Source organism: Paraburkholderia susongensis (assembly GCF_900177725.1).
Classification (GTDB): Bacteria; Pseudomonadota; Gammaproteobacteria; order Burkholderiales; family Burkholderiaceae; genus Paraburkholderia; species Paraburkholderia susongensis.
Genome location: NZ_FXAT01000002.1, coordinates 367,653 through 382,093, shown reverse-complemented (window position 1 = coordinate 382,093; position 14,441 = coordinate 367,653). Strand labels below are relative to the sequence as shown.

The 14,441-nt window shown below is 62.5% G+C and carries 13 protein-coding genes and 1 tRNA gene; 9 read left to right on the top strand and 5 right to left on the bottom strand.

Features of this window, described 5'->3' with window-relative positions; genetic code table 11:
- Positions 1-10: 10 nt before the first annotated feature.
- Positions 11-490, top strand: a complete 480-nt coding sequence (gene ispF / locus B9Z01_RS06840) for a 2-C-methyl-D-erythritol 2,4-cyclodiphosphate synthase (protein WP_085482051.1) — start codon at positions 11-13, stop codon at positions 488-490.
- Positions 491-499: 9 nt separating this feature from the next.
- Here ispF and B9Z01_RS06835 read toward each other — a convergent pair whose 3' ends face one another.
- The 3 genes from B9Z01_RS06835 to ompR all read right to left on the bottom strand — a co-directional run bounded on the left by B9Z01_RS06835 (position 500) and on the right by ompR (position 3,361).
- Positions 500-1,048, bottom strand: a complete 549-nt coding sequence (locus B9Z01_RS06835; RefSeq protein WP_085481488.1) for a peroxiredoxin — start codon at positions 1,046-1,048, stop codon at positions 500-502.
- A 185-nt stretch (positions 1,049-1,233) separates the two neighbouring features.
- Positions 1,234-2,583, bottom strand: a complete 1,350-nt coding sequence (locus tag B9Z01_RS06830; protein WP_085481487.1) for an ATP-binding protein — start codon at positions 2,581-2,583, stop codon at positions 1,234-1,236.
- Positions 2,584-2,626: 43 nt separating this feature from the next.
- Positions 2,627-3,361: an osmolarity response regulator transcription factor OmpR gene (gene ompR / locus B9Z01_RS06825; protein WP_420814649.1), complete on the bottom strand. Its 735-nt coding sequence runs from the start codon at positions 3,359-3,361 to the stop codon at positions 2,627-2,629.
- A 227-nt stretch (positions 3,362-3,588) separates the two neighbouring features.
- On the opposite strand from ompR, the gene B9Z01_RS06820 reads away from it, so the two are divergent.
- From B9Z01_RS06820 to B9Z01_RS06810, 3 genes are all read left to right on the top strand, one after another.
- Positions 3,589-3,915, top strand: coding sequence for a hypothetical protein (locus B9Z01_RS06820; protein WP_085481486.1), 327 nt, complete (start codon positions 3,589-3,591; stop codon positions 3,913-3,915).
- 240 nt (positions 3,916-4,155) lie between these two features.
- Positions 4,156-5,814: a DUF1800 domain-containing protein gene (locus tag B9Z01_RS06815; protein ID WP_244195946.1), complete on the top strand. Its 1,659-nt coding sequence runs from the start codon at positions 4,156-4,158 to the stop codon at positions 5,812-5,814.
- Positions 5,815-5,869: 55 nt separating this feature from the next.
- Positions 5,870-7,162 (top strand): DUF1501 domain-containing protein, encoded by a 1,293-nt coding sequence (locus B9Z01_RS06810; protein WP_085481485.1) that lies wholly within the window; start codon positions 5,870-5,872, stop codon positions 7,160-7,162.
- A gap of 86 nt (positions 7,163-7,248) precedes the next feature.
- Here B9Z01_RS06810 and B9Z01_RS06805 read toward each other — a convergent pair whose 3' ends face one another.
- A complete protein-coding gene (locus B9Z01_RS06805; RefSeq protein ID WP_085481484.1) occupies positions 7,249-8,085 on the bottom strand; it encodes a squalene/phytoene synthase family protein in 837 nt (278 codons plus the stop codon).
- A gap of 264 nt (positions 8,086-8,349) precedes the next feature.
- Here B9Z01_RS06805 and B9Z01_RS06800 point away from each other — a divergent pair.
- Positions 8,350-8,436 (top strand) — tRNA-Leu (locus B9Z01_RS06800).
- 184 nt (positions 8,437-8,620) lie between these two features.
- Here the strand turns inward: B9Z01_RS06800 and B9Z01_RS06795 are convergent.
- Positions 8,621-10,372 carry an FAD-binding protein gene (locus tag B9Z01_RS06795; protein ID WP_085481483.1) on the bottom strand — a complete coding sequence of 584 codons (1,752 nt, stop codon included), beginning with the start codon at positions 10,370-10,372 and terminating at the stop codon, positions 8,621-8,623.
- 311 nt (positions 10,373-10,683) lie between these two features.
- On the opposite strand from B9Z01_RS06795, the gene B9Z01_RS06790 reads away from it, so the two are divergent.
- The 4 genes from B9Z01_RS06790 to B9Z01_RS06775 all read left to right on the top strand — a co-directional run bounded on the left by B9Z01_RS06790 (position 10,684) and on the right by B9Z01_RS06775 (position 14,280).
- Positions 10,684-11,676: an ABC transporter substrate-binding protein gene (locus B9Z01_RS06790; RefSeq protein WP_085481482.1), complete on the top strand. Its 993-nt coding sequence runs from the start codon at positions 10,684-10,686 to the stop codon at positions 11,674-11,676.
- 76 nt (positions 11,677-11,752) lie between these two features.
- Entirely contained in the window at positions 11,753-13,096 is a 1,344-nt protein-coding gene (locus B9Z01_RS06785) for an MFS transporter (RefSeq protein ID WP_085481481.1), read from the top strand.
- Between the two features lie 14 nt (positions 13,097-13,110).
- Entirely contained in the window at positions 13,111-13,491 is a 381-nt protein-coding gene (locus B9Z01_RS06780; protein ID WP_085481480.1) for a nuclear transport factor 2 family protein, read from the top strand.
- Positions 13,492-13,512: 21 nt separating this feature from the next.
- Complete coding sequence (locus B9Z01_RS06775; RefSeq protein WP_085482047.1) at positions 13,513-14,280, top strand: glucose 1-dehydrogenase; 768 nt, start codon at positions 13,513-13,515, stop codon at positions 14,278-14,280.
- Positions 14,281-14,441: the final 161 nt, after the last annotated feature.

Below are 14,441 nucleotides of genomic sequence, written 5' to 3'. Positions count from 1 at the left end.
CGGTATGCAAATGGATTTCAGAATTGGCCAAGGCTACGACGTGCACGCGCTGGTGCCGGGACGCGCGTTGATTATCGGCGGTGTGACGATTCCGTACGAGCGCGGGTTGCTCGGTCACTCGGACGCGGACGTGCTGCTGCATGCGATCACCGACGCGCTGTTCGGCGCCGCCGCGTTGGGCGACATCGGCCGCCATTTCTCCGACACCGACGCGAAGTTCGCCGGCGCGGATAGCCGCGCGTTGCTGCGCGAGTGTGTGGCCCGCGTGAAGGCGGCGGGCTTTGCGATTGGCAATGTCGACAGCAGCGTGATCGCACAGGCGCCGAAGCTCGCGCCGCACATCGAGGGAATGCGCGCGAATATCGCGGCGGACCTTGGGCTGCCGATCGAGCGCGTCAACGTCAAGGCGAAGACGAACGAGAAGCTCGGCTACCTCGGCAGGGGCGAGGGGATCGAAGCGCAGGCCGCGGTGCTGCTGGTCAGGAACTGAGCGTGCCGCCTACAGCGTCGCACCGCCGATTGCGCGGTTGCTCGGACACAACTCCTCCGTTTGCAGGCCATCGAGGATACGCAGCACTTCCTCAGGATTACGGCCGACGTTGAGATTGTTGACCGAGACGTGCTGGATGATATTGTCCGGATCGACGATGTAGGTCGCGCGCAGCGCGACACCCGCTTCCTTGTCACGCACGCCGAGCTGGTCGATCAGTTCGCCCTTCACGTCGCCGAACGAGTAGTGGTTCAGTCTGTCGAGGTCCTTGTTCTCACGGCGCCAGGCAAGCTTCACGAATTCGTTGTCGACGCTGCCGCCGAGCAGCACCGCCTCGCGGTCCTCGAAGTCCTTGACGAGCTTGCCGAACTCGACGATTTCCGTCGGACAGACCAACGAGAAATCCTTCGGGTAGAAGTAGATGATTTTCCACTTGCCCCGAAACGACTGCTCCGTGATTTCTTCGAACGCCGAGACGCCGTGTTCTTCGTGATGGTTGAAGCCCGGCTTGGCGGCTGTGACGGTGAACGCTTCGAGCTTATCGCCAACGGTTTTCATGCAGGTGCTCCTTCGCAAGTTGGAAAAACAGCACGTTCACTGCAAATCTGCCGAACCATCCATTCAACAGTTTATTCGAGGCGATCGATCGGGTCGATCCGGACAGGGCGCGGTGCGCAGGTTCACCGGATGCCATGACCGCCTGCTACCGGGGGGGCACCACGGCTTGCCGCCCGCGCCCCGGCTCAAACACCCTTGGCGAGCGGAAACTCGATCGTGACTTCGAGCCCGGGTCCCGGCGAGCGGTTGCGCAGACGCAGCGCGCCACGATAGCGTGCGACGAGCCGTTGCACGATCGCCATGCCGAGGCCTGTGCCGTTGGCCTGCGTGCGCGCCGAGTTCACGCGATAAAACGGCCGCGTGACGAGCGCAAGCTGGTCTTCCGGAATGCCGGGGCCTTCGTCGACCACCGACAGCTCGACGCGCGAATGCGAAACGCGCGTCTCGAGAATCACGTGCGGAATGCCGTCTTCGTCGCTGCTCCCGTATTTGCGCGCGTTTTCGAGCAGATTGCCGACCACGCGCCGCATATCGGTTTCGTCGGCCTCGATCACCGCCGACGGCGCGAGCCGCGTGATGAGCCGCATGCTGTCCTCGCTCTGCATGCGCGCGGCGAGTTCGCCCGCGATCACGGACAGATCGACCGGCTCCGGCACACGCTGCACCGGCCGCGCGTAATCGAGGAAGCGGCCGATGATCATGTCCATCTGCTCGATGTCGTCGACCATCGCGTCCTTCGTGTTCTGGTCGGACGGGCTCATTTCGGTTTCGAGCCGCAGCCGCGCGAGCGGCGTGCGCAGATCGTGCGAGATGCCCGCGAGCATCAGCGCGCGGTCGGCCTCGAGTTGTTCGAGATCACGCACCATCTGATTGAAACTGCGATTGGTTTCGGCGGCGACGCCCAGGCCGCGCTCGGGCAGCGGCTCGGGTGACTGCCCGGAGCCGACCCTGCGCGCGGCCATCGCGAGACGCGCGAACGGCCGGTTCACGAGACTCGTGATGAACGCCGCGCCGAACAGCGACAGCGCGAGCGCGAACACGCCCCAGCCGGCCCATTGCAGGCCGGTGGCGTTGTCGAGCTGATCGCGATCGAGCGCGACCCAGTAGTCGTCGTCGTCGATCTTGAAGCTGATCCATACGCCGTTGATATCGTTCACGCTCTGCGCGATCACGGTGTCGTCGCCGAGACGGCCGCGAATGTCGTGCTCGATCAGGCGGTTCAGCGACTCGTCGGGCTGGAGCTTGTATTTGTCGGTGGCTTCGCGCGGATACACGCGCACCCCTTCATTGCTCTCCAGATCCTGCAGCAGCGCGCGCCGCAGGTCGGGATCGGAATAGAGGAGTGCGGTGCGCGTGAGCTTGACGATCGCGACGAGCTGCAAAGCCACGCGCTGCGCGCGCGGCTCGCGCTCGATCACGCGAAAGCTCTGGAACCACGCCGCGAGGCTCACTGCGATCAACAGCGCGATCAACAGGAACGTTCGCCAGAAAAGGCCGCCGAACGCGAGCGTCAGGAGGCGCCGGTCGATCCGCATGGGCCCTTCTTGTCTGAAACAGAAACGGAAATGGAGAGCAAGCTCAGGCAGCACCGTCGGGGATGAACACGTAGCCCAGGCCCCACACGGTCTGAATGAAGCGCGGACTGCCCGGATCGGGTTCGATCAGCTTGCGCAGACGCGAGATCTGCACGTCGAGGCTGCGGTCGAAGACTTCGTATTCGCGCCCGCGTGCGAGTTCCATGAGCTTTTCGCGCGAGAGCGGCTGACGCGGATGGCGCGCGAACACCTTGAGCACCGAGAATTCGCCCGTGGTGAGCGGAATTTCCTGGCCGGCCTTGGTGAGCGTGCGGGTGGCGAGATTCAGCGCGAACTCGCCGAATTCGAACACTTCGGTCGTTTCGGACGGCGCGCCCGGCAGTTCGGACGGCGACTGGCGGCGCAGCACCGCGTGAATACGGGCGACCAGCTCACGGGGATTGAACGGCTTGGGCAGATAGTCGTCGGCGCCCATTTCGAGGCCGACGATGCGATCGACATCCTCACCCTTGGCCGTCAGCATGATGATCGGCGTGCGGTCGTTGCTGCCGCGCAGGCGGCGGCAGATCGACAGGCCGTCCTCGCCGGGCAGCATCAGATCGAGCACCAGCAGGTCGAAGCGCTCACGCACCCAGAGCTTGTTCATTGACGGCGCATTTTCGGCGACGTAGACATTGAAGCCCTGTTCGCCGAGGTAGCGGCGCAGTAGGTCGCGCAGGCGTGGATCGTCGTCGACGACGAGGATTTTCGAAGGGTTTTTGGTTTCCATGTCCGGCATCTTAGCGCGATTAGAAAGTGGTGCGCGGTTACACCATTTCCGGGGTTACAGTCAGTTACAAAATTTACCCGCAGTGTGGCACGACGTAAAGTAGGGGCGTTTAGACTCCTTTACTGAATGCGGCCGTTCGGTGGATACTTCACTCGACAAAACTCTCGTACCCGGCTATTACCGGGGTTTGTACACGCATCTGAGGTAGTCCGTTGCCGCGGCATGAAGGGAACAACATGAAGGGAGGGGTCTGGCCTAATGTGCGCCTGAGCGTGATTGCACTGGCGGTAGCCAGTACGCTCGCAGGCTCACTGAGCCCGACGCTCGCCTATGCCCAGCCGTCCGCCGACAGAGTCGCGAGCGAACGCGCGCCCCGCCCGGGCAATGGCAGGGCCATTCGCCGCAGCCCGAGCATCGATCGTCCTGCATCAGACGCGATGATGCGCACCGTGGTTCCCCCCGATCTCGATCAGCGCCGTCGTGACGGCCATATGACGCCCGAAGAGCGGCGTTTGCTGCGCCAGCATATCGAAGACGCGGTGCGCGAGCTGTATAAGCGCTAGCTTTTGGGGGCCTGCTCAACGCGCACACCGCAGGCGCACCTATGCGCACCGCCACGCGCGGGCCCGCCTGGCGGCGCATCTCAAGGCGTTTTCGCCACCCGCGCGGCGTCGCCTGAAAAATCCTGTTGCATCTTCAGCGTCAACTTCCTGTTCCGCTTCTCCGTTGAGCCACCAGCGCGAGGCGCGTTCTGCCTTGCGCGAGCGCTTTTATTCGTGACGTCGTGAAAACATGGGGCAGCGATGATGAAACTTCCTCGACATGTTAGCGGCAGCCCGTGGTTTGTCGTGTCGGCAACCGCGCTGGCCGCGTCGACGTACGGTTCGCCGGGCGCGCTTGCCCAGCAGCGCCCGGTGCATGCCGCGCACGCTGCGCGTGGCGGGCATCGCGGGTCGCTTGCGGCATCGGTCACGGCGACCCGGGCGGCCACAGCGGAAAACGCGCAGAGCATTCTCGATCTCGACGACGCGCGCTTTTTCCTGACACGTGCCGGTTTCGCGCCCGATAACGCCGAACTCGCCCAGTATGCGGGACTCACGCGCGAGCAGGCCGTCGACCGGATGCTCGCGACCACGCGAACCGACGCCATTTCGCCGTTGCCCGAGTGGGTGGCCGAACCCATTCCGACCCGCGCCGAGCGCAGCGCATGGAGCACGGACGAGCGTCGCGAGCAACAACGGCTGCTCTCGCAGCGTTACGAACTATTACGAGCGTGGTGGCTGCGCGAGATGCTGAACACGCCTTCGCCGCTGACCGAACGCATGACGCTTTTCTGGCATAACCACTTCACGTCGGGGCAGGACAAGGTGCCGTATCCGCAGCGAATGGCGCAGCAGAACATGCTGCTGCGCCGTCACGCGCTCGGCAATTTCGGCGAGATGCTGCACGACGTCGCGAAAGATCCGGCGATGCTGCAATACCTCGACGGCGCGAGCAATCGCAAGGGCAGGCCCAACGAAAATTTCGCGCGCGAGGTGATGGAGCTGTTCACGCTCGGCGAGGGGCACTACACGCAGCGCGACGTCGCCGAGGCCGCGCGCGCCTACACGGGCTGGAGTCTCGATCCCGATACGCAGACCTACGTGTGGCGTGCGGACCAGCATGACGACGGCGAGAAGACCGTGCTTGGTCAAGCCGGTCCGTTCGATGGCGACCAGGTGCTCGACATTCTGCTCGCGCGGCCTGAAACCGCGACCTTCGTCACCACGAAGCTATGGCGCGAATTCGTCTCCGACACGCCGGACCCGGCGCGCATCGAGCCGATCGCCGGGCAGTTTCGCGCAAGCCACTACGATATCAAGGCTGCATTGCGCGGGCTCTTCCTGAGCGACGCGTTCTGGAGCGACGACACGCGCGGCGTGCTCGTGAAGTCGCCGGTCGAGTTCGTGGTCGGGACGCTGCGCGCTTTCGACATCGGCTACGACAACACCGCGCCGTTTGCCGCGCAGACTCGCGCGCTCGGCGAGAACCTGTTCTATCCGCCGAACGTCAAAGGATGGCCGGGCGGCACGACGTGGATCAACAGCTCGACGCTGCTCGCGCGCAAGCAATTCGTCGAGCAGCTGTTTCGCGCGACCGAGGCCGCGGCACCGATGCGCATGAATGGCCCGGCCGGCGCGAAGGGGGCGGCGAGCGCGTCGCATACGACAGCAGCCGGTCAGGCGAGCCCGCCATTGCAGCGCGCAATGGCGCGCGGCGGCCAGGGTGGCGTACGCTTTGACATCGCGAACTGGCTCGCGCACTACAACACTTCGCCGGCTGCGAAGCTGGGGCTGTCGGCCGAATTGCAGTTGCAGCACGCGGTGCTGCCGTTCACGCCGGTGGATGCGATCGCAACCGATTCGACCGCGAGCGCATACCTCGAAGCGTTGCTGATGGACCCGGCGTATCAGTTGAAGTGAACGGTCCTTCGGCGGCGGTACGGATCGCACGAACATAACCACAACGAGGTACAGGATGAAGCGACGCAACTTTCTTTCGATGAGCGCGGCGGCCGGCGCGGCGCTATGGTTGCCTCGCTCGTTCGGCGCACAGAACGCGGCGTCGTCCGCATGGTTGCCGGATTCGGCGAATACGCCGCACGCCACGGGCGTGCCCGCTGCGACCGCACGTGGCTACGGCAACCTGCTGATCCTCATCGAACTGAAGGGTGGCAATGACGGTTTGAATACCGTGATTCCGTTTGCCGATCCCACGTATTACGCGCTGCGCAGGAACATCGGCATCCGGCGCGAGCAGTCGATTCAACTCGACGAGCGCACCGCGCTGCATCCCGCGTTGCTGCCGCTCATGCCGCTGTGGCGCAGCCGGCAGTTGGCGATCGTGCAAGGCGTGAGCTACGCGCAGCCGAACCTCTCGCATTTCCGCTCGATCGAGATCTGGGATACCGCGTCGCGCTCCGATCAATATCTGCGCGACGGCTGGCTCACGCGCGCGTTTGCGGCGAGGCCGGTGCCGGCCGGTTTCGCCGCCGACGGGGTGGTGATCGGCAGCGCCGAAATGGGACCGCTCGCGAATGGTGCGCGCGCCATCGCGCTCGTCAATCCCGCGCAGTTCGTCAAGGCGTCGCGGCTCGCCGTGCCGGTCTCGCTGCACGAACGCAATCCGGAGCTTGCCCATATTCTCGAGGTCGAGAACGATATCGTGAAAGCCGCCGACCATCTGCGTCCGATGCCGGGGCAGCCGCAGTTGAAGACCACGTTTCCGGGCGGCGCGTTCGGCAATTCGATCAGAACGGCGATGCAGGTGCTCGCCGCGAGCGAGGCTCCACAGCAAGTTCCGTCCGGGAACCCGTCGCGGCGACAGCCATCTGGTGGCCAGGGCGTGGCCGTGATCCGTCTGACGCTCAACGGGTTCGACACGCATCAGAACCAGCCGGCTCAACAGGCCTCGCTACTCAGACAGTTCGCCGAAGGATTGGCGGCGATGCAGGCGGCGCTCGTCGAGCTGGGCCGCTGGAACGATACGCTCGTGATGACGTACGCGGAGTTCGGGCGCCGTCCGCGCGAGAACCAGAGCAACGGCACCGACCATGGCACCGTGGCGCCGCATTTCGTGACGGGCGGCCGCGTGCGTAGCGGTCTGTATGGCGTGCCGCCGGTGCTTGCGCGGCTCGATGGGAACGGCAATCTGCCGGTTGGCGTGGATTTCCGCGAGCTCTATGCAACGGTGCTGGGGCCTTGGTGGGGGCTCGATGCGTCGGCGATTCTGCAGCAGCGGTTCGAGCCGTTGCCGTTGCTGCGCGTTTGATCCGCCCGAGTTCGAGCGCCACCTGGCGCGCCTTCATCACACTTTGATTGTGCTGGCGCTGTGCCTTCACCGTGCCTATTTCGGGCCTATTTTGCGCGCCACGCGATCCAGAGCTTGCGGACCGGCGTCAACGCGATACGTTGATGCAGCACGTGATAGCCGTCCCGCTCGATCTCTTCCAGTAATGCCAACGCGAGCGCCGCCAGCGCGAGCAGCGTGCGCTGCGCTCGCCGTGCCTTGGGCGGCACGGCGGCGAGCGCGGCCTGTACCGCATCGCACGCGCGGCGGGTCTCGAAGCGCATCAGCTCCGTGAATGCATCGGTGTATTTGCGGTTGATGAGATCGGCGGCGGTGACGTTATAGCGCTGCATCTCGTCGATCGGGATGTAGATGCGCCCGTGGCGCGCATCGTTGCCGGTTTCGGCGACGAACTGCGCGAGCATCAGCGCCTCGCCAAGCGGTGCCGCCCAGTTCGAGTCCGGCGCGGCGTCGCTGGCCGGATGACCCGTCGCGGCACGTGCGATCAGCGCCGCAAAGTTGCCGCCGACGCCGCGCACGTAGCGCTGCAGATTCGGATAGTCGAGGTAGCGCGCCTGGTCGAGATCCATTTCGAAGCCGTCGAGCAAGGCCTGCAACGTCGTGTATTCCGCCTTCACATCGGGCAGATAGGCTGCCAGCGCCTTCGACACCGGATGCGACGGCGAGCCCGCGGCGAGCGCGGCGATTTCGTTCTGCCACCACGCGAGCTTCGTGCGGCCGATCGTGGGATCGCTCGTCTCCTTGACCGTCTCCTCGAACTCGCGGCGCAATGCGAAGAGCGCCGTCAACAGCGGCTGACTTGCCGCGCGCGCCTGGCGAAGCGCGTAGTAAGTGCTCGATCCGGGAGGCGCCGCTTTTTGCTGGCAATATTCGTCGAAATTCACTGGCTTGGGAGTGTGGGGAGGACTGGCGGGAAGGGCGTCCGGCGGATGTCGCCGCGCCTTTGCGTCGAGCCGGAAATTGTAGCATCGGCGCTGCTCGCGCAGATATGAGCGGGGGCAGACAAGCGCGAATCAATCGGTTAGAATCTCGCGCTTACCCTTTGGGGCGCGCCTCAGTGTGCGCCGTGAACGGGCGGCACAAGGGCTGCACAATCGGGCAAGAGGCATCGCAGCAGCCGTGCCTGCAGCATAAAAGCTGAAAGATTCGCGTGAGTGGCGAAATTGGTAGACGCACCAGGTTTAGGTCCTGACGCCCGCAAGGGTGTGCCGGTTCGAGTCCGGCCTCACGCACCACGTAGCATTCCGGAATGTTCCGGAAAAATCCAGAAACCCGCGACAGCTCAAGGCTTCGCGGGTTTTTTGTTGAGATTTTCCGCAAGCCAATCGAGTTCCTCTACGACGTTCCATAACCACGGCCCGGACGTATCACGAAACTGAGCACGAACTGAGTGCCGAGGCTGCGGCGAACACCTGGCGATCAGGCAACGCGGACCCTCGAGGTGGGAGAAGACGGGATGCCTGCGTTGTCGCCGACCTTCGTCTGCCTGCTTCCAGCAATCGACATGGCAGCCAGATATCCGAACGTCAATGCGGGACCGAGTGTAATCCCCGCGCCAATATAGTGTCCGCCCACCGGCGAATTCATGTCATTACCGCACGCGTACAGGCCTGGAATTGGAGCGTTGTCCTTATCGAGCACTTCGCCGTCGGCGTTTGTCACGAGTCCCCGGCTCGTGCCGAAGTCGCCCGGCATCAGTTTGACGGCGTAGAAAGGTCCCTTCTCGATGGGGCCAAGACAAGGATTGGGTGAGTGCGTCGGATCACCCTTGTACACGTTGTACGCGGATGAACCCTTGCCGAAGTCATCGTCGACGCCGGTTGCCGCAAAGCGGTTATTGCGTGCAACGCTGCGCTCCAGTCCGCCTGGGTCGACGCCGATGCTGCGCGCAAGTTCAGCGAGTGTCCGGCCGCTGAACAGGTAGCCTGCCTTCTCATAGCGCCGCAACGAAAAACTGCCGGGAAGGATGACGCCAATGCCGTACTTCTTTACCGTCGCCGCGTCGGCAACAAGATAAGCAGGGATGGCGCCGGCTTCGAACATTCCGAGGGTGAAGGCGTGGTACGACGCCGCCTCGTTCGTGAAGCGGTTGCCGTCCTTGCCCACCGCAATGAACCCGGGCTTCGGACGGTCAAGCATGAAGTGCCCCCACAGCATCTTGTCGCCAGTTTTGGTCGAGAGCACTGACATCGGCACATAGTAGCCCGTGTCTTCGGAGTTGTGATCAAGTCGTCCCCCGGCCGATAGACCCAGCCGAATGCCCTCGCCAACGTTGGAAGGCAGTCCCAATCCAAGCTCGACTGTGGGCTTGCGTGAGTGTTCCTCGCGCATTTCTTTGCTGCCCGGGTAGCCCCCGGTCGCAATGACCACGCCTCGGCGGGCGCGGACTCGAATGGTGCGACCCTCCCGAACTACTTCTGCGCCGATGATGCTGCCGTTGTCGACGATCAGCTTCGTGGCGGACGATCGCAGCCAGATTTCGATCTGCCGGTCCAGTATGGTCTTGTACAGTCGAGCGATCAGCGCATTTCCGCCAACGAGCCGGGTGCCACGGTGGTAGCTCAGCCGATCCACGCCATAGCGCAAAAAGCGCTTCGTCACGTGGAAGAACGACCGCGCTGACTTCGTGAAGGAAAGGAAGTGGAGCAAGTCCACGAGGTCGAGCATCATGCCGCCGAACGGAGCAAATGCCGGTAGCGGAGCGCGCAAATTCCTGAAGTGCGGGCCAAGCTGCCGGGCGTCGAATTCCAGCGGGGCATGAGCGCGCCCGAACATGCCCCCTTCCAGCTCCGGGTGATAGTCCGGGTAATCGACCGCCATGACCTCCAGCGCGGAGTTGCGCAGCATATAGTCGAGAGCGATCCGGCCTTTGAGGATATAGGCTTCCTGCAATGAGCGGTCGACACTCGTACCGACCGTGCTGGCAAAGTAGTGCCGCGCCTTATCAAATGAATCCTTGAAGCCAGCGGCTCGCATCGGCGTGCTGTCGACAAACCACAACATTCCCACCGACCACGCGGACGTTCCGCCGACCTGATCGGTCTTCTCGAGCACGAGCGGCTCGAGTCCCTCGTTCTTCGACACGATCGCCGCCGTCATGCCGGCGGCGCCCGCACCCATGATGATGACGTCGACCTCGCGGTCCCAGTTCTCCGTCGTCGCGGTGCTCATGGTGTTTGTCCTGTTTTAAGGGTTTCCGACGTATCTGCACGGAATCGGTGTGCCCGGCCACGCTGAAAAGCCGTCGCACTACAACCAGCATAGTGCGCACCGTGCGTCAGTCAAATAATTCGATTAAGCATCATACGTATAAGGATAAATTTATATCGAATAATGTGTTCTGGAAGGGGCGATGTCAAGGAATTCCAGGGAATCCCCTGGACAACCACAATTTCTTGACATATATCGTTCTATGAAAGATCATTCGATATAAATCTAATTGGCGGCAGCCAGGGTTGCTGCATGGAACCGGAGCAGAGACGATGAGCAAACTTCAGTTATCTATCGCGGTAGGCAACTACGACCGGATCAGGCCGTTGGTCGACGGTGAGGTTCAAATCGAAGGTGTGGACCCGGTCTTCATGTTGCAGGATCCCGAGGAGATCTTCTTTCGCGCGTTCAGGCACGCGGACTTCGACATCTGCGAGCTCTCGCTCAGCAGCTACTCAGTGAAGACCGCGGCTGGGACCTCGCCTTACATCGCGGTGCCGGTCTTTCCGTCGAGAGCGTTTCGGCACACCTCGATCTATGTGCGGGCGGATAGGGGCATTGACCGCCCGGAAGATCTGAAGGGCAAGCGCATCGGGGTGCCGGAGTATCAGCTAACGGCAAACGTCTGGGTCCGTCTGTTTCTCGAGGAGGAGTACGGGGTAAAACCGTCTGATGTGACCTGGGTGCGCGGTGGATACGAAGATCCGTCCAGAGTCGAGAAAATCACGTTGAACCTGCCTGCGGACGTGAAGCTGGAGAACGCGCCTGAAGGCAAGACGATCTCGAGCCTGCTGGCGGACGGGGAAATCGATGCTGTCATCGGGCCGAGAGCACCCTCGTGCTTCGACCGTGGTCATCCTCAGGTCAAGTATCTGTTCGACGATCCCCACAAAGCCGCAGCAGACTGGTACACGCGCACCAAGCTGTTTCCCATCATGCACACGCTCGGAGTCAGGAAGACGCTGGCGGAGCGTCATCCCTGGCTACCCGGTGCATTGATGAAGGCATTCGAGAAGTCTAAAGCCCTCGCGTTGACGCGGTTGAGCGATACGGCGGCGACCAAAGTGACGCTGCCGTTCGTTGAAGATCAGCTACGCGCCGCTCGCAAGCTGATGGGCACAGACTTCTGGTCATACGGTTTTTCGGCTAATGAGCATGCAATTGGCCGTTTTCTCGCTCGCCATTTTGACGAAGGACTGTCAAGCCGCCGGCTTGAACCGCGCGAGCTATTCCACCCGGCAACCCTCGAAAGCTTTGCAATTTGACGGTAAGCCGCAAGGGCTTACCGCGACGGCTTACCGCGACGACCGCCAGCGTCGTGTAATTGGCAGGAGATAAACGATGAAACGTGCTTCGGTCGTCGACGCCCAGAAGCTCATTAATGAGCACCCGTTCGGCCGCTTTCAACGACTCATTTTTTTCATGTGCTTCGTGATTGTCATGCTGGACGGTTTCGACACAGCGGCAATCGGTTTCATCGCGCCGTCGTTACTGACCGAGTGGCATCTCTCCAGGCCCGACCTCGTGCCGGTCCTGAGTGCCGCGCTGTTCGGCCTCGCGTTCGGTGCGCTCGTGTCCGGCCCATTGTCCGACCGGATTGGACGACGGTCCCTGATGGTTGGGAGCGTGTTGCTCTTCGGTGTGGCCTGTGTCATGTCCGCGTTCTCGACGAGCATCGGTCAACTGACTGTGCTGCGCTTCATGACCGGCATCGGCCTCGGCGCAGCGATGCCCGGCGCCGTGACCATGATGGACGAGTTCTGCCCAACCCGGCGCCGTGCAACGGTGACCAGTCTGATGTGCTGCGGCTTCCCACTTGGCGCGGCTTTGGGCGGACTGCTCGCGGCATGGCTGATTCCCCATGCCGGCTGGCGAAGTGTGCTGATCGTGGGCGGCATCGCACCGATACTTCACACGGCCTTACTGTTGCTCAGGATGCCCGAATCCGTGCGCTTCATGATCGCAAACGGCAAGCCCGTGGCGCGCATTCGCGCGATCCTTGCGCGCATCTCCGAAGAAGCAGGCAATGCGCACCGCTTCGTCCTCACCGAGAATGCGCCGGAAACAGGTGACAAAGGGCTCGGCCTTGTGTTGTCGCGTCCGTACATCGTCGGTACATTGATGCTATGGCTCGCCGCTTTTACAGGTCTCCTGATTATCTACGCGTTAATCAACTGGATGCCGATTCTGCTGAGGGATGCGGGCCTGAGCCAGAAGAGCGCGACGCTCATCTCCGCGCTGTTCCCGCTGGGTGGGGTCGGCGCGGTGCTGTGCGGCGCGCTGATGGATCGCTTCAATGCCAATCTCGTGATAGCGACGTGCTACGCACTCGCCGCGGTCAGCCTCTTCTGTATCGGAGCGACGGCCGCGCACGTAGGCTTGCTCGTGCCAATCGTCGTTGTGTCAGGTGTGCTGACGAACACCGCACAAGCCTCGATGAATGCGCTCGCGGCCGCTTTTTATCCGACTGAAGGGCGCGGCACCGGTGTCGCGTGGATGCTGGGCATAGCGCGTTTCGGCGGCATTGCAGGCTCGTTTCTCGTCGCCGAACTCGTACGCTGGCATTTTACGTTTGTCGGTGTCTTCGCGACGATCGCCGTTGCCGGAGCCCTTTCGTGCATTGCTTTGCTGGTCAAACAGTTTGCATCGTCACGCGTGACGGCGTCGTACGCCATCACCATTTGAGAAGGAGATTCCACATGTCCAACGAGGTGCACAAAGCCGCGTTCGAATATGCATCCGAGGTGTACGAAGCCGTTGATTCGAGGGACGAGCAACGTCTGCTGCCTTTCCTCGCGGAAAACTGCGCGTTTATCTACGCCAATAAAGAGCCTGTCGTCGGACGCGCAAATGTCGCCGAGGCTTCGAGGAATTTCATGGCATTGATTGCCAGCATCAAACATCAGTTGCTGGATGTGTGGGGATTCGACAACGTGATTGTCTCGCGGCTCGAAGTGACCTACACGCGCAAGGACGGATCCACGCTGATCGTGCCGGCCGTGACGATCTGGCGGATGCACGCGAGGCAAATCGAAGACTACCGTATCTATATCGACGTCGCGCAGTTGTTCGCGCATTGATTGCAGAGGGAGCGTAAGCGCATGGATCGGGCTCTTGAAGGGAAGGCGATCATCGTCACGGGTGGTGGCTCGGGTATCGGGCGGGCGGCGGCCATTGCGTGCGCCGCGGCGGGAGCGCGCGTGGTGGTCGCCGACATTGGTGTGGCGCAGGGCGACGCCACCGTGTCAGCGATCCGCCAGCAGGACGGCGAGGCGATTTTCGTGGCGACAGACGTTGCCGATGAAGCGCAAGCCGAAGCGCTCGTGGCGGCAACGGTAGGCAGGTTCGGGCGGCTCGACGGCGCGTTTAACAACGCCGGTCTCGCCCATACGAACGTCTTGCTGCACGAACTGAGCGCTACACAATGGCGCCGCATTCAAAGCGTCAACTATGACGGCGTATTTTTCTGCATGAAACACGAGATACGCGCGATGCTGCAAACCGGCGGGGGCGCCATTGTCAACACATCGTCCGCGCTTGGCCGGGTGGCGGTGCCGCGCTCGGCCGATTATTGCGGGTCGAAGGGCGGGGTATTGGGTTTGACGAAAGGCGCTGCGGTTGATTACGGCCACCAGAATATCCGCGCTAACGCCATTCTGCCCGGTGCCGTGGATACACCGATGGTTCAGGCGCTGACGTCCGACCCGCAGTTTTCCGACCTGCTCGATAAGCTCAGGACATCTCACCCCGTCGGGCGTATTGGCTTACCCGAGGAAGTCGCCGCCGCTGCGGTGTGGCTCCTGTCCGACCAGTCCTCCTTCGTCACGGGCGCTGAGCTGGCGGTGGACGGCGGTTTTCTCGCGACATGACGAGCTCTGGGATCTGAACGGGAAAAGTGTGAATTGAAAGCTCCGACGGATTCCGATCGTTCTGCCAGAAGCAAGGATACGTTGTGATCCTGGAGATAGGCGCGTCGTCATTGCGGACGTAGCATTCAGGCAATGACTGATCGCCAGGACCGCCAGGACGA

What these genes read in the sequence shown, in the direction of transcription:
- ispF (WP_085482051.1), top strand. Translation starts at nt 11, where the DNA reads ATGGATTTCAGAATTGGCCAAGGCTACGACGTGCACGCGCTGGTGCCG.
- B9Z01_RS06835 (WP_085481488.1), bottom strand. Translation starts at nt 1,048, where the DNA reads ATGAAAACCGTTGGCGATAAGCTCGAAGCGTTCACCGTCACAGCCGCC.
- B9Z01_RS06830 (WP_085481487.1), bottom strand. Translation starts at nt 2,583, where the DNA reads ATGCGGATCGACCGGCGCCTCCTGACGCTCGCGTTCGGCGGCCTTTTC.
- ompR (WP_420814649.1), bottom strand. Translation starts at nt 3,361, where the DNA reads ATGCCGGACATGGAAACCAAAAACCCTTCGAAAATCCTCGTCGTCGAC.
- B9Z01_RS06820 (WP_085481486.1), top strand. Translation starts at nt 3,589, where the DNA reads ATGAAGGGAGGGGTCTGGCCTAATGTGCGCCTGAGCGTGATTGCACTG.
- B9Z01_RS06815 (WP_244195946.1), top strand. Translation starts at nt 4,156, where the DNA reads ATGATGAAACTTCCTCGACATGTTAGCGGCAGCCCGTGGTTTGTCGTG.
- B9Z01_RS06810 (WP_085481485.1), top strand. Translation starts at nt 5,870, where the DNA reads ATGAAGCGACGCAACTTTCTTTCGATGAGCGCGGCGGCCGGCGCGGCG.
- B9Z01_RS06795 (WP_085481483.1), bottom strand. Translation starts at nt 10,372, where the DNA reads ATGAGCACCGCGACGACGGAGAACTGGGACCGCGAGGTCGACGTCATC.
- B9Z01_RS06790 (WP_085481482.1), top strand. Translation starts at nt 10,684, where the DNA reads ATGAGCAAACTTCAGTTATCTATCGCGGTAGGCAACTACGACCGGATC.
- B9Z01_RS06785 (WP_085481481.1), top strand. Translation starts at nt 11,753, where the DNA reads ATGAAACGTGCTTCGGTCGTCGACGCCCAGAAGCTCATTAATGAGCAC.
- B9Z01_RS06780 (WP_085481480.1), top strand. Translation starts at nt 13,111, where the DNA reads ATGTCCAACGAGGTGCACAAAGCCGCGTTCGAATATGCATCCGAGGTG.
- B9Z01_RS06775 (WP_085482047.1), top strand. Translation starts at nt 13,513, where the DNA reads ATGGATCGGGCTCTTGAAGGGAAGGCGATCATCGTCACGGGTGGTGGC.